This is a genomic window from Hathewaya histolytica (genome assembly GCF_901482605.1).
Classification (GTDB): Bacteria; Bacillota; Clostridia; order Clostridiales; family Clostridiaceae; genus Hathewaya; species Hathewaya histolytica.
In genome coordinates this window covers 334,110-347,996 of sequence record NZ_LR590481.1, presented here as the reverse complement: position 1 = coordinate 347,996, position 13,887 = coordinate 334,110, and the positions used below count along the sequence as shown (strand labels likewise).

Here is a 13,887-nt window from a genome sequence, read left to right as displayed (position 1 = left end):
TTTCTTTATGTATTTGAAAGAAATATATACAATCCACTCTAAATTTGAACCTTTTTTTGAGGTAAACTTAAATTTACATTTAATTATGACTATTTTTATTTATTTTAGAAGGATTTTAGTTTTATTTGTAGAATATGTTAACAAGAAAATATTTCCAAAGATGTTTTAGAAGAGTGAGGAGATTAGTATGTGTCTTTTAGATTTCTATAAAGAAAATTTACATAAAGGTAATTTTCACGAATGGAACAACTTAATTTCAGATATTAATGAAACAATCCTAACATGTACAAATGAAGAAGATCTATACTATTCCTTAATTAATTTTTATAGTTATATTATAGATGTTGAGAATATATCAATTATACGTAGAACTAAAAATGATAATATATTTATTGATATGTCTTCTGATAGATTAGGTAAGGAACTATCAATAAATTATATTCCTTGTAAAGAGTATAACTTAAATATTGATTATTTTATAAATAAGTGTATGCATACATATTCTAATAAAAAGGAATATAAAGTTATATTTACTATGAAAGAACTTTTAAAAAAAGAGGAGAGAAATGATTATAAAGACTACCTAGACTATATATTAATACCACTAACTTTTAAAAATTCTATAGAATGCTTTGTATTTTTAAAAAGTACTTCAAAATCTATATTCAATGAACCATTTATAGTTAGTTCTTTGAATTCTATAAATATACAAATTGCATGTAGACTAAAAAACATGTCTAGTAAACATAATTGTATAAATGAATATAATATAGAACCAGCTGAACTATTAACTAGATACGATACTATGTTAAAAATGATAAATAATTCTCTAGATATACTTTGCATTACTACTATAGATGGACACATAAATCAAATAACTCCATCTTGTAAAAAAATATTGAATTATGACATGAATTACTTAGTAGGAAAAAATATATTTGATTATGTTCATAAGGAACATAGAAAGCTTTTTCAAAAAGAATTTAAAGATATGCTTATTAATAATAAAGAAAAGAATATAAAGTTACTATTTAGAAATTCACAAAATGAATATGTATGGCTTGAATGTTTATATAAATGCATCTATGACTGTCATAATAAAATAAATGGTGTAATATTCTCATTAAGGGATATAAGCGATAAGAAAAAAGCCGAGGAACTCTCTAAAAAGATGGAGGAAAATAACAGAATCCTTCAAGAAACACTAGCCCATGATAAATTAAGGGCAGAATTCTTTGCTGATATTTCACATGAACTTAGAACTCCTATTAATGTCATGTATTCAGCTCTTCAACTTTTAAATTTAGAGCTAAATAAAGAGGCTATTTGCTCTGGAAATAGTAAACTACTAAAAAGGATGGACATAATAAAACAAAACTGTTTTAGACTTATGAAGCTTATAAATAATCTAATTGATTCCACCAAAATAGATGCAGGTTATTATAAGTTAAACTTAGTTAATTGTAATATCGTTAGCATAGTTGAAAACATAACTCTTTCTGTGTCTGAGTATGTAGAAAATAAGGGACTTAATCTTATATTTGATACAGATATAGAGGAAAAATTTATTTGCTGTGATCCAGAAAAAATTGAAAGAATAATGTTAAACCTTATTTCTAATGCAGTTAAATTTACGGAAAATGGTAGTATAAAAGTTGAGATGAAAAACGTGGATGATAGTATTTATATCTATGTAAAAGATACTGGCATAGGCATATCTAAAGATAAACGTAATATTATATTTCAAAGATTTATACAAGCCGATAAGCATCTTAAAGGGGAAAAGGAAGGTAGTGGTATAGGTTTAAGTTTAGTTAACTCATTAGTAAACATGCATCATGGTGAAATCTCTGTAAAAAGCGAACTTGGCATAGGTTCTACTTTTATAATAAAACTTCCATGTAGATCCTTAGATTCGCCTAAATGCTGTAAACACCTTGCCATGCCTATATTAGATGAGAATAAGATAGATACTATAAATATAGAATTTTCAGATATTTATATATAATATATATTATACTCCTGTATACTGATTTCTTAATAATAAATCTTTTAATTATGAGGGAATAAAAAGTAGTAATTTCAAAATTTAAAATTTAAAATTACTACTTTTTATTTTACATCATAATATTTATCTATATAATTTCTAAAATTAAATTGATTATATCTTCTTTCTTTAATTTCTTTAAATAAGTTTTCTTTTTATTTTTATCTAATCCCTTTAATTTATTTATATGTTCTTTAAAATTGCTTTGCTCTAATTTAACTCCTGTAACATTTAAATCTTCTTTGCAATTATCATTGCTTTTAGTAAGTCTACTTTCTCCTTTTAATATAATATTATCGCTATTATCCTTTATCTTTAGTAATTTAATAACTTCTTCTTTTATTTCTTCATTTTCAACATATATATTTTCTATTTTTAATAATTTATCCACAACTCCTGTTACTTCTAAACCTGCAGCTACTTTTGCATAATTATCTGTAATTTCATTAAATAGATCTCCTGTATGGCTATCAACCTTTACAAATACAACTTCTAAACCTTCTTTTGTATACTCATTAAATTTTTCATAATAAAATTTAGATGAGGAATCTTTTCTATCCCATGTACCTATGGCATGGTGAAAAATCCCTTCATAATCATGGAAAAGTACTATTTTATTTTTATTATTTTTAATAGCATATTCATAGGATCTTAGTGCAGCTTTTAGTTCTCCCAGTATTTGTCTTAACCTACTTTCAGAACTATCCTCAGCTACACCAGATTCCATGTACTTTATTACTTTTTCTTCCACGACTACAAGAGCATAGGAATACTTTTTTGTATGTGTATTATAGCTACCATCAACATATATTTGAATACAATCTGAAGGATATGGGTCTACCCCCTTTATAAGTAGCATCTTATGATCTTTTAAATATTCCTTGGCATCTTCAATACTTTGAAAACTCTTATATTTTGCTCCCTTTACTCCCTTTACTACAGCTAAACATTCATTCCATGTAGAGTATATTTTATTCTGAACTCTTTCACCTTTCAAAGAATCAAAACCCTCTTTTACGGCATATACTTTTTTACCCATATTTATTTCCTTTCAATTAAATATTTTTAATATATTTTTATAACCTAATTTTAAAGTTAAATTTTAGAAACTGCAACTCACATTAAAACTTAATATAGTATTTTATAATTTATTAATGCAATAATTAGTCATAATAGATAATTTTTATTTTTACATTACAGGTTTATTATAATATAATTTATATAAACCTTATACAAATATATTAAGGAGTGAATATAATGAGTCTTGCAGATAAGCAGTATCTTCAAATTGCTGAAGACATCTTAAATAATGGTTATTATGACCAAAATAGAACAGGTGTTGCTACATACAAGCTACCTCATAAAACCATGCAATTTGACTTAGAAAAAGAATTCCCCATATTAACAACAAAGTTTGTAGCATTTAAAACTGCTGTAAAAGAATTATTGTGGATATATAAGGATCAATCTAATGATGTTAAAAAACTTCATGAACAAAATGTCCACATTTGGGATGAATGGACTTTAGAAGATGGTACTATAGGTACAGCATATGGTTGGGTAGTTAAAGAGTATAACCAATTAGACAAATTAATTGAGACCTTAAAAACAAACCCTCAAGATAGAAGGATGATGATAAACTTATGGCAAATACCACATATAGAAACTGGTGCCCTTCCACCATGTGCTTTCCTTACTATGTGGGATGTTTGCGATGGACGATTAAACTGTATGCTAGTTCAAAGAAGTGCTGATTTTTGCCTCGGTGTACCATTCAATATGACTCAATATGCTGTTCTTGTTCATTTGATTGCCCAAGTTACAGGTCTAAAACCAGGCCTATTTACACATGTAATGAATAATGCTCATATCTATGAAAATCATATGGAAGGTATAAAAATTCAACTAACTAGAAAGAATGAACAATATGAGGCACCAAAGCTTTGGATAAATCCTGAAATCAAAAATTTCTATGATTTTGCACCTGAAGACATAAAATTAGTAGACTACAAAAATCATGGTAAAATTTCTATGGAGGTTGCTATATAATATGTTATCTATTATTGTTGCTATTGCTAATAATAATGTAATTGGGAGAAACAATAAGTTAATCTGGCACATCCCTGAAGATCTTAAAAGATTTAAAAGAATTACTAAAGGGAAAAAAATTATTATGGGTAGAAATACCTTCGAATCTCTTCCTGGAGTATTACCAGAAAGAGAACATATAGTATTAACAAGAGATAAAAATTATACGGTAGATAATGAAAATGTCAAAATAATAAATAATATAGAAGAGTTAGATACCTATATTAAGGATGATGAAGAGCATTTTATCATTGGAGGAGGAACTATATACGAATTATTTATTCCACATAGTTCCAACCTATATTTAACTAGAATCTATGAAGACTTCAAAGGTGACACATTTTTCCCTGAATATGATGAAGACCAATGGGAACTTCTAGAGTCAGAAAAAGGACTTCAAAATGAAAGTAATCCATATGATTATGACTACCTAACTTATAAACGAAAAACAGAAGATAAGTAACACTATATAATCAAAAATTCTATAAGTATGTAATAACATTAGAGGATTCAACATGATAAAATTTATTGATGTTGAATCCTCTTTTTAACAATAGGACAAAATTATAAATTATAGTGATAATTTTATATCTATTTCCCTACTTGATTTATAGCAACTTGTGACCATACTTTTTTAAATATTCCATCCTCAAAAGATAAATATGTTTGAAGATATCCTAATCCATCAGCACTATAAGTTCCTATAATTCTTTGAATTGCAAAAAGATCAAATTTATTTTTTACTCCGAATGTAGAGTATATGGGAAATAACACATTAAGTCCTGTAACATCACCACTGACTGGTTTTTTTAACTTCCCTAGTTTATCATAATACTGGTCTAAATACTCCCTACTTCTATGACTTATATCTATAATAAACTTTTCTTTACCATCAACACTAACTACTTCTACCCTATAATAATCTCTAAAGTTAACATTATATTTTTGACTATTACTAAAATCCTCATGATCAAAAATCTTTACAAAATCCCCATTTTTATAACTAAAAATATAATAATAATAGAAACCGCCACTACCACCTGATCCTATACTTACAAAAATATCATTTATGCCATCTCCAGTAAGGTCTCCTAAAAATAGTTCTGGCTCGTATCCAGCATTATCTTTCATAGTTATATAATATACTCTCTTAGTTCTTCCATCTTGTATAAACAAATGAATATCTTCTTTAAAATTAGGTGAGTCATTCCTACTTTTACCTAGTAAATAAATATACTCTGGGAATCCATCTCCTGTAACATCAGATTTTTTAAAATCTAGAACTTCATATCCATCTATAGTTTTAGGTGGCTTAAACTTACTATTCTTTTCACTACGAGTATACTCGTCTTCATAATATACATTGTTAGATTTAACATTAATCTCATCTAAACCTTTATCAGATTCTGCAATATTAACATTAGGTGGTATGTTAATATACATACTTTCTCCCCCCTAAAAATTCACATTCAATATTATACTATGCTTTTTATTTTAAAGGGTACTAAATAATCTTTATACTTCTATTTTTGCCCCATTTTCCTTAAGCCATATTGATTTCTCTTTATAATCAGGCATTATATAATGTACTAAATTCCAAAAATCCTTAGAATGATTCTTATGTACCATGTGACACATTTCATGTAAAACGACATACTCTAATACGCCTCTTGTAGCCATAGATAATCGAAAATTAAGTAAGATTTTGTTCTTATATGTACAGCTTCCCCATCTTCTTTTCTGGTCTTTTATAACAACTTCCGTAGGTTTCATAGGAAAGTATATCTGAAATTTATTAATAGCTCTTCTAACCTCTTTTGCAGTTTCTTCTCTATAAAATTTATATAGTAGCTCTTTTATATTCTCCTTATCTACTCTAGGTGATATAACATAAAGCTTTTTCTCATTATAATCAGACGTAACTTTAATAAGCTTAGGGTTTTTATCCACAACCAGGGAATATTCATCCCCAAAATATAAAAACTTATCCCCTGATTTATAATCTCTTTGTATATATCCAGATAACTTCTCTTTATAAAATCTTAAGTGTTTCTCTATCCACACTCTTTTATTTTCTATAACCTCCCTTACTTTTTCCTCTTCTAAAAATAAAGGTGAGATTACATTTATAGTTTTATCATCCTCTACACTTATTTTAATACTTTTTCTATTTTTAAAATCTACTTTAACTTTAGCTTGTCCATTCTCATATACAAAATAAAATTCCATAATAACTCCTTTAAAACCTGAAATTTATTTACTACTTAATGTAATATCAAAAGTTTTATTTAGATAGAGTTTAATATATAACTTAGGAGAAATACTGAATCTCCTAAATTATATATTTTTCTATTAATTTTATTTATACCATTTTTAAAATTAATATTAATTATTAGTGTAAATCTATAAAGCTATTCTCTTTAGAGTAATTATTCTTAGATTCTTCCTGATTAAATTTATCTTCCATTTCATCTTTCTTTACTTTTTCTAAATAGTTAGTTTGATTTACAATATTATTTTCAAAGCTTTCTACAGCATTCTTTGTATAATTTCCTATTTTCTTAACTGCTATAGCTTTTTTCTTTGAATTACTCATATTATCACTCCTTATTGTATTATGATTTAATTTACAAGAGTTTATTATTATTTACACAATTATAGTTTGCACTTTAAGATTAAATTATTTTATATTAATATTTCTTTTAAATCTTCTTCTGGTGTAGATATTTTCTTAATTCCAAACTTATCTACTAAAACTTTGTATACATTTGTTGGCATTAGTTCCTCTAAATCTACTACTAATCTAATATTTTTTATACCTAGTGAAATTAATGTTAATAACACAACCATATCCTGTTCTTCATTCAATGATAATACTAAGGATAAAGGAAGCTTATTTACATGACATTTGAACATTCTAGATAATGCTAAAAGTATCCTTATAACATCATAAGTATCATTATATGCTCCTATATTTAAAAGCCTTGGTATATTACCTATAGTTTCAAACTCACTTTTATTAAATATATCTTTTTCACAAGCTAATGCCAGTATTATTGTATCCTTTGGTGCTTTTTCAACAACCTTTGTAAAATATTCGCTTTCTAAACCTTCATTATAACACTCCCTGAGCAACAAAAAGTGTTTTAAACTTCCGGTCTCTATACTCCCCATAAGTTCTTCTTTATACAATAAAGTTACATACCTCGTAAATTCATACTCTTCACTTCCCTCAAAAATTTTAAGATGTAAATCATTATTAATCCAAGAAATAAAATCTACATTTTCACTATTATCCTTATCCCAGAGTTGCATATATCTTAAATTCACTTTTCCAAAATCTATTATAAGTTTAATTAATTCTTCTGAGTTTAATTTATTATTGCTCAGTTCATTAAAGGTTCTAAAAAAGAAATCACTAACATCATTATCCATAAAAAACCTCCTAACATTTACATATAAATTTATATTACATATGCCTTTAGTTTTCCTGTTCCCGTAGTAAATATGTATGTCCTATTTTTCTTAGAAACTTTTATAATATGTAGACAATAATATATAAAAAATAAGAGATACAAAAGTATTTTTGTATCTCTTATTTTAATTATTTACTTATATCTTTATATATATAATTTTGCATATCGCCTTTTGTACCCTCTAAGTCACAAACAAAATAATAAATACCTTTAATCATCTTTCCTTGTCCCCTACTATTGGCTGGGAATTGTTTTTGTTCTATATTTCCAATATCCATTGACATAACATCAAGTCCCAATTTAACAATATCACCTGAGCCCAAAGATGTCTTTACATTAGGTAGTAATTCTGATACTAATTCAGGATATTTTGTAGGCCCTACATTCTTTACCTTCTTTAACATTTCAGATAATATGTATCTTTGTCTTTCTGCTCTCCTATGATCTCCTCCTGAAGTATATCTTATTCTACAATAAGCTACCGATTGAAGTCCATTTAATGTTTGTTTTCCTGTTCTAGTAACTGGTGTTGGTTTAACTTTTTCTATTCTTGCTATTTCATTTATATAATTGTTAATGTATTTTAATTCTTCACTTGTAATATCTACATCTACTCCGCCAATATTATCTATAACCGTCCCTAGCCCATAAAAGTTAATAGCTGCAAAATCCTTTATTGCTAGTCCAAAGTTTTTATTTATAGTACTAACTGCAAGTTCTGGTCCTCCAAAATGATAAGCATGATTTATCTTATCCATTCCTCTTCCTTTAATATCTACATAACTATCTCTTATTATTGAAGATAATTTTATCTTTTTCCTTCCTTTATCTAAGGTTAACACCATTATTGAGTCTGACCTTGGGCTATCATCCCCGTTTAGACTTCTGCTATCTAAACCAAATAAAGCTATATTTATTATTTCCTTTCCATGTTCATCCTTATATTTACTTTCCAAAGCTTTACCTTCATCTGATATTTCAACATTTTTAATAGGTTCCTTCTTTACAGAATTAAGCTTGTTCCAAAAATACCCGAATGTTCCTACACCGGCTATAAAAAAAATAGCTATGATTGTGGTTATAATTAACAACACCTTTTTCTTTGCAGATCTTTTTCTCTTTACAGATCTTCTTCCCATTTTATCCTCTCCATCCTATACATAATAAAAATATAAATTAATAGTATAAACATATTAATAGTACTAAAAAATTACATATTTTTAAATATACCTGTCTATTTATACATTTTTATTCTTCAATTTCATATATTATCATTTTACTCCATTTAATAAGAAATAGGTATTACAAATTTGTAACAAATCTTACTATACTTATATTCTTATTATATCGAGAATATCATAACTTTACTTTAGTTTTTAAATTGAATACGGCATTGAATCTTAACTAAGAGTCAATGCCTATAAATAATAAGGTTATATACTTTTACTTAGATACTTTAAAAGAACTTTTTAAAGAAACTATTCTATTAAACACTAACTTATCTTCTGTTGTATCCTTAATGTCTACATTAAAGTATCCGTGTCTAAATAATTGAAACTTATCTCCCTTTTGTGCATTATTTATATTCTTTTCTACATATCCATTTAACACTTCTAAGGAATTTGGATTTATAGCCTCAAGGAAGTTATCACTTTGATTCTCTCCATCCAAGATTAATGGTTCATATAATCTAAATTCTGCTGATGATGAATCTTTTGCATCTATCCAATGAATTGTTCCTTTAACCTTTCTTCCTGTAAATCCTGTTCCACTTTTTGTTTCTGGATCATAGGTACAGTGCACTTCAATAACTTCTCCATTTTCATCTTTTATAAAATCGTTACATTTTATAAAATAAGCACCCTTTAATCTTACTTCGTTTCCAGGGAATAATCTAAAATACTTCTTAGGAGGTTCTTCCATAAAATCTTCTTTTTCTATATAAATTTCTCTTGAAAATGAAACTAATCTTTTTCCCATAGAAGGATCATCTGGATTATTTTCCAGTTCAAGCATTTCGGTTTCATTTTCTGGATAATTTGTTATAATCACTTTAAGAGGTCTTAAAACTGCCATAGTCCTTGGAGCTTTAGGATTTAAATCTTCTCTTATAAAATGTTCTAACATTTGGGAATCCACCATACTATTGCTTTTAGCAACCCCTATTTCCCTACAGAAGTTTCTTATAGATTCTGGTGTGTATCCTTTTCTTCTTAATCCTGCTATAGTAGGCATACGAGGATCATCCCATCCATCCACGATTTTTTCATCTACTAACAATTTAAGCTTTCTTTTACTCATTACAGTATTAGTTATATTTAACCTTGCAAATTCAATCTGTCTTGGAACTTTCTCCATTTCACATTCGCTAACCACCCAATCATAAAGTGGTCTATGGTCTTCAAACTCAAGTGAACATAGTGAATGAGTTATTCCCTCTATAGCATCTTCAAGAGGATGAGCAAAATCATACATTGGATATATACACCACTTATCTCCTGTATTGTGGTGTTTCGTATGAGATATTCTATAAATTATAGGATCTCTCATATTTATGTTTGAAGAACTCATATCAATCTTTGCTCTTAATACCTTTTCTCCATCCTTAAATTCACCTTTTGCCATTCTTTCAAATAAGTCTAAATTCTCTTCTATACTTCTATTTCTATAAGGGCTTTCCTTACCTGGTTCCGTAAGAGTTCCCCTATATTCTCTTATTTCCTCTGCAGTAAGTTCACATACATATGCTTTTTGTTTTTTTATTAATAAAATTGCCCTTTGATACATTTCATCAAAATAGTTAGATGCAAAATGAAGTTCATTCCAGTTATATCCAAGCCACTCTATATCTTTCTTTATAGCATCTACATATTCCGTATCCTCTTTTATAGGATTAGTATCATCAAAACGTAAATTTGCCCTTCCACTATACTCTTTCGCTAGTTCAAAATTTAAAACTATAGATTTAGCATGCCCTACATGTAAATAACCATTTGGTTCAGGTGGAAAACGTGTAATTATTTCCTTATGCTTTCCTGAAGCTAAATCTTCCTTTATTATATTTTTAATAAAATTTGATGAACTATTTTTATTTTCCATGCTTCACCATTCCTTCTATATCACTGATATTTAAAACTTTATAACCTTACTATATGTATTAATATCTTAACCTAATTCATTATAAACATTAAGGTTTAAAGGCTATTTTCTTTATCATTATCTACATAATCAAATACAAAGATACTCCGTTATTTTAAATTAACACCTCCATTATATCAAATATTTAATACCTTATCCATAATATTTCTTTTGTTATAAATACACTACTTATCTTTAAATAAATATTGCCTAAGTATTTATATGATGTTATATTAAAAGCATAAAAGCACAATAGGAGGATATTCAAATGAAAAAACTTTTTTCATCTCTGCTGGCAGGTATTTTATGTACTACACTAATGGCAGGATGTAACCTAATAAAATCTGATGCAAAACTTTTAGAAAAAGCTTTTAAAAATACTAATGAAATCAATAAGTGTAAATCTAAGTATAACTTTTCAATTAAAGATAACACAAATAAGAATTCTGTAAAAATGGATTTTGATATTACTAGTGATCTAAAAGAAGATAAATCTCTTATGGATTTTAGTATAGCTTTAAAGGACTTCTCTGAAAAATTTACCGTATATTCTAATAAAAATAATAGTTTTATAAAACTCTCTGGTTATGATAAATTTATTTCCTATCCTAAGAATGCTTCTAGCAAAGATGTAAAATTAGCTAATCTTAACACCGATTTAGTAAATAAATCTTTTAAAAATTTCGAAGCATATATACGAAAAAAAGGAATAAGTAATGATGTTAAATTAGAAACTGAAGGTGACTTTAAAGTCTTAAAACTATCTTTAAGCCAAGAAGACCTAAAGATTCTATATGATAAATTTATCGAAATAAATATGGGTTCTGTAAAAGACTTATTTATAGAAAACGTTATTGATGAAATGGAATCCCTAAACAATAAAAAGTTTTCAAAGTCTGAAAAGGATAAAATAAGTGAAGAACTGCATAAAAATTTTGAAAAAACCTTTAACGAAATTACTAGTAAAGTAACTATAAAAAATATGAATGTTAATTTATATATAGATAAAAAGGACAAAATTATAAAAAAATATAAAACTCATACAAACTTTTCAATGGATAAGAATGATTTTATAATAAATCTTGATTCGGATATACTAGAACATGGTGATAAAGTTCAATTTAAAAACATTGACACAAAAAACTCCATATCATATGAAGATTATATAAAGTCTATAGAATCTAAATAAAACAATTTTTATATCAAAAGGGGGTGTCTAAAATTTCATTTTGGACATCCCCCTTTTCTTTATTTATTTTATATAAACTATATTTTATACATTAGAAGCCGCCAGCTCCACCCCCACCTGAAGCTCCTCCATTTCCACCAGAAAAGCCACCTGTATATCCTCCAGAACTACCTCCAGTGTTTCCTGAATTATAAAAATAGGTATTATTGAAATTACTTCTACTCCAGATTAAGAAAGAATTACGTTTAATTAAATGGTCTATTAGGAAATAATTCATAAGCCAATTATCATCAGAATAAACTTCATTATTAACAACAAACTTTCTAAAACTAGAAAGTGTAGTATTGGCAACTCCTAAAGACACCATATAAGGAAAATAGTCATCTATAGGATAAGTATTTATGGCACTTTCAAAATTCTTATTAGAAAAAACTCTTTTTATTGTTTTCCATTTTGCCTTTTGACTATATCCATATGGAGTTAGTATATACATTAAAGATATTCCTAAAATGAATATAAATATACTACTTAAAATATTAAAAACTCCCATAGGCCCTGAATATATTATCTGTAAAATGGCAGTTATAAATAAAACAACGGAAATAATTATATAAATAACCCCTAATCCCTTTTTACTCTTATCGAATATATTTCTTTCCCTAACTTCTTCTTTTATAATTTTATTCCATATTCTTATATCTTCATTAAAACTATATTTAGGTTGCTTAACTTTATTCCTAAGCTCTCTCATGCTTAACATACCTGTGTAGTCTGAAAGTTTATTTATCATATCTAAAAAATAAGCTTCATGTTCTAAGAGTCCTTCTTTTATTTTTCCCGTTAAAGTGATTTTATAATTTTCTTTTCCACCCTTTGTAAAAGATTCTATACTTAAATATTGCTTTCTATTTAAATCAATCATGGTTGCAATAAAATTCTTAGAATTATCTACTAATTGAAATATATAACTCACCAAGGCAGGGCTAATATCATCTGGTATACCCTCTAAATCCAAATCTTTCTTATTCTTTCTAACTGCTAAAATAAAAACGACAAATAGTAAGAAGCTCCCACCCAAACATATTCTTCCTATATTAGTAAACAGTACTTTTAGTTTTTCATCTCTTATTTTTTGTTTTTCTATATTTTTTAAATAAGCTTCTTCCTCTGCTATAATATGTTCTTTTATATTTTTATCTACAACCTTTTTACTACTATTTATCAGATTTTTAGGGAATAAAACTCTAGTTTGTACGTATTTTCCGTCAATCTTTTCATCCTGTATTTCTATAGTATTATTATCTTTAAAGTTGTATGCTATATTCTTACTCCCTCTTGGAAAAACTCTCATTTCCGCCTTATTAAAGTCTTTCGGAAAGGTTATTGTTCCCTTTATACTTTTTAATTTTGTATCATACCCTTTATCCCAGAAACCTATAGACATCTCCCCTATATCATTATATAGCGTAGCTCCATATGGAGTTTTATAGGTAAACTTAATTCTTCTCTTCTTGTTATTAGTAGGAATAAATACCTTTACTCTTATCATATCTTCATCCATCTTTTTTATGGAATATACATAACTATCACCATTTTGTGCATTTTCATCCCTAGTAAGTTCTACTTCGGTGTTATCACTTTCTATAATATACACCTTTAAATCCTCTATACTACCTAATCCTCTTGATGAAATATCTTTAAATGCACCATTAAACTTTCCTTTAAAATTATAGGTTAGATTCTCTTTTATAAAATAAGAACCATCTTCTTCAATCTTTAAATTAGCCTCAAGATTTTCTATTATTATTTGATTCTCATCTGCCAAAACCTTTAAAGGAAAAATAGCAAATATCAAAATAAAAGCTAAGAAAAATTTTAAAGTATTAAGTCTATATAGCTTACTCATAATCTCTCCCCTCCTCAACAAAATAGATATTAATTTTATAATT

Annotated in this window: 12 protein-coding genes; 4 read left to right on the top strand and 8 right to left on the bottom strand. The window is 26.9% G+C overall.

Going from position 1 to position 13,887, the window contains the following annotated elements:
• The first annotated feature begins 187 nt into the window (after positions 1–187).
• The gene (locus FGL08_RS01660; protein WP_138209155.1) at positions 188–2,008 is read left to right on the top strand and encodes a PAS domain-containing sensor histidine kinase; all 1,821 of its coding nucleotides are present in this window, start codon (positions 188–190) and stop codon (positions 2,006–2,008) included.
• A gap of 127 nt (positions 2,009–2,135) precedes the next feature.
• Here the strand turns inward: FGL08_RS01660 and FGL08_RS01655 are convergent, their stop codons facing one another.
• Entirely contained in the window at positions 2,136–3,086 is a 951-nt protein-coding gene (locus FGL08_RS01655) for a ribonuclease H1 domain-containing protein (RefSeq protein ID WP_243117922.1), read from the bottom strand.
• Between the two features lie 218 nt (positions 3,087–3,304).
• Between FGL08_RS01655 and FGL08_RS01650 the strand changes: the two genes are divergently transcribed.
• Together FGL08_RS01650 and FGL08_RS01645 are read left to right on the top strand one after the other, a co-directional pair.
• On the top strand, positions 3,305–4,096 hold the full coding sequence (locus FGL08_RS01650) for a thymidylate synthase (RefSeq protein WP_138209153.1): 792 nt from the start codon (positions 3,305–3,307) through the stop codon (positions 4,094–4,096).
• A 1-nt stretch (position 4,097) separates the two neighbouring features.
• Positions 4,098–4,598 (top strand): dihydrofolate reductase, encoded by a 501-nt coding sequence (locus FGL08_RS01645; RefSeq protein WP_138209152.1) that lies wholly within the window; start codon positions 4,098–4,100, stop codon positions 4,596–4,598.
• A 128-nt stretch (positions 4,599–4,726) separates the two neighbouring features.
• On the opposite strand, the gene FGL08_RS01640 is transcribed toward FGL08_RS01645, so the two are convergent.
• The 6 genes from FGL08_RS01640 to FGL08_RS01615 all read right to left on the bottom strand — a co-directional run bounded on the left by FGL08_RS01640 (position 4,727) and on the right by FGL08_RS01615 (position 10,710).
• Positions 4,727–5,578 (bottom strand): YybI family spore inner coat protein, encoded by an 852-nt coding sequence (locus FGL08_RS01640; protein WP_243117921.1) that lies wholly within the window; start codon positions 5,576–5,578, stop codon positions 4,727–4,729.
• Between the two features lie 72 nt (positions 5,579–5,650).
• Positions 5,651–6,364, bottom strand: coding sequence for a M48 family metallopeptidase (locus FGL08_RS01635; protein WP_138209151.1), 714 nt, complete (start codon positions 6,362–6,364; stop codon positions 5,651–5,653).
• Positions 6,365–6,527: 163 nt separating this feature from the next.
• Complete coding sequence (locus tag FGL08_RS01630) at positions 6,528–6,731, bottom strand: hypothetical protein (RefSeq protein WP_138209150.1); 204 nt, start codon at positions 6,729–6,731, stop codon at positions 6,528–6,530.
• Positions 6,732–6,820: 89 nt separating this feature from the next.
• The gene (locus FGL08_RS01625; protein WP_138209149.1) at positions 6,821–7,570 is read right to left on the bottom strand and encodes an anaerobic carbon-monoxide dehydrogenase catalytic subunit; all 750 of its coding nucleotides are present in this window, start codon (positions 7,568–7,570) and stop codon (positions 6,821–6,823) included.
• A gap of 169 nt (positions 7,571–7,739) precedes the next feature.
• A complete protein-coding gene (locus tag FGL08_RS01620; protein WP_138209148.1) occupies positions 7,740–8,750 on the bottom strand; it encodes an LCP family protein in 1,011 nt (336 codons plus the stop codon).
• 304 nt (positions 8,751–9,054) lie between these two features.
• Complete coding sequence (locus FGL08_RS01615) at positions 9,055–10,710, bottom strand: glutamine--tRNA ligase/YqeY domain fusion protein (protein WP_138209147.1); 1,656 nt, start codon at positions 10,708–10,710, stop codon at positions 9,055–9,057.
• 307 nt (positions 10,711–11,017) lie between these two features.
• Between FGL08_RS01615 and FGL08_RS01610 the strand changes: the two genes are divergently transcribed.
• Entirely contained in the window at positions 11,018–11,938 is a 921-nt protein-coding gene (locus tag FGL08_RS01610) for a DUF6612 family protein (RefSeq protein WP_138209146.1), read from the top strand.
• Positions 11,939–12,029: 91 nt separating this feature from the next.
• Here FGL08_RS01610 and FGL08_RS01605 read toward each other — a convergent pair whose 3' ends face one another.
• Positions 12,030–13,844: a DUF2207 domain-containing protein gene (locus FGL08_RS01605; RefSeq protein ID WP_138209145.1), complete on the bottom strand. Its 1,815-nt coding sequence runs from the start codon at positions 13,842–13,844 to the stop codon at positions 12,030–12,032.
• Between the last annotated feature and the right edge of the window lie 43 nt (positions 13,845–13,887).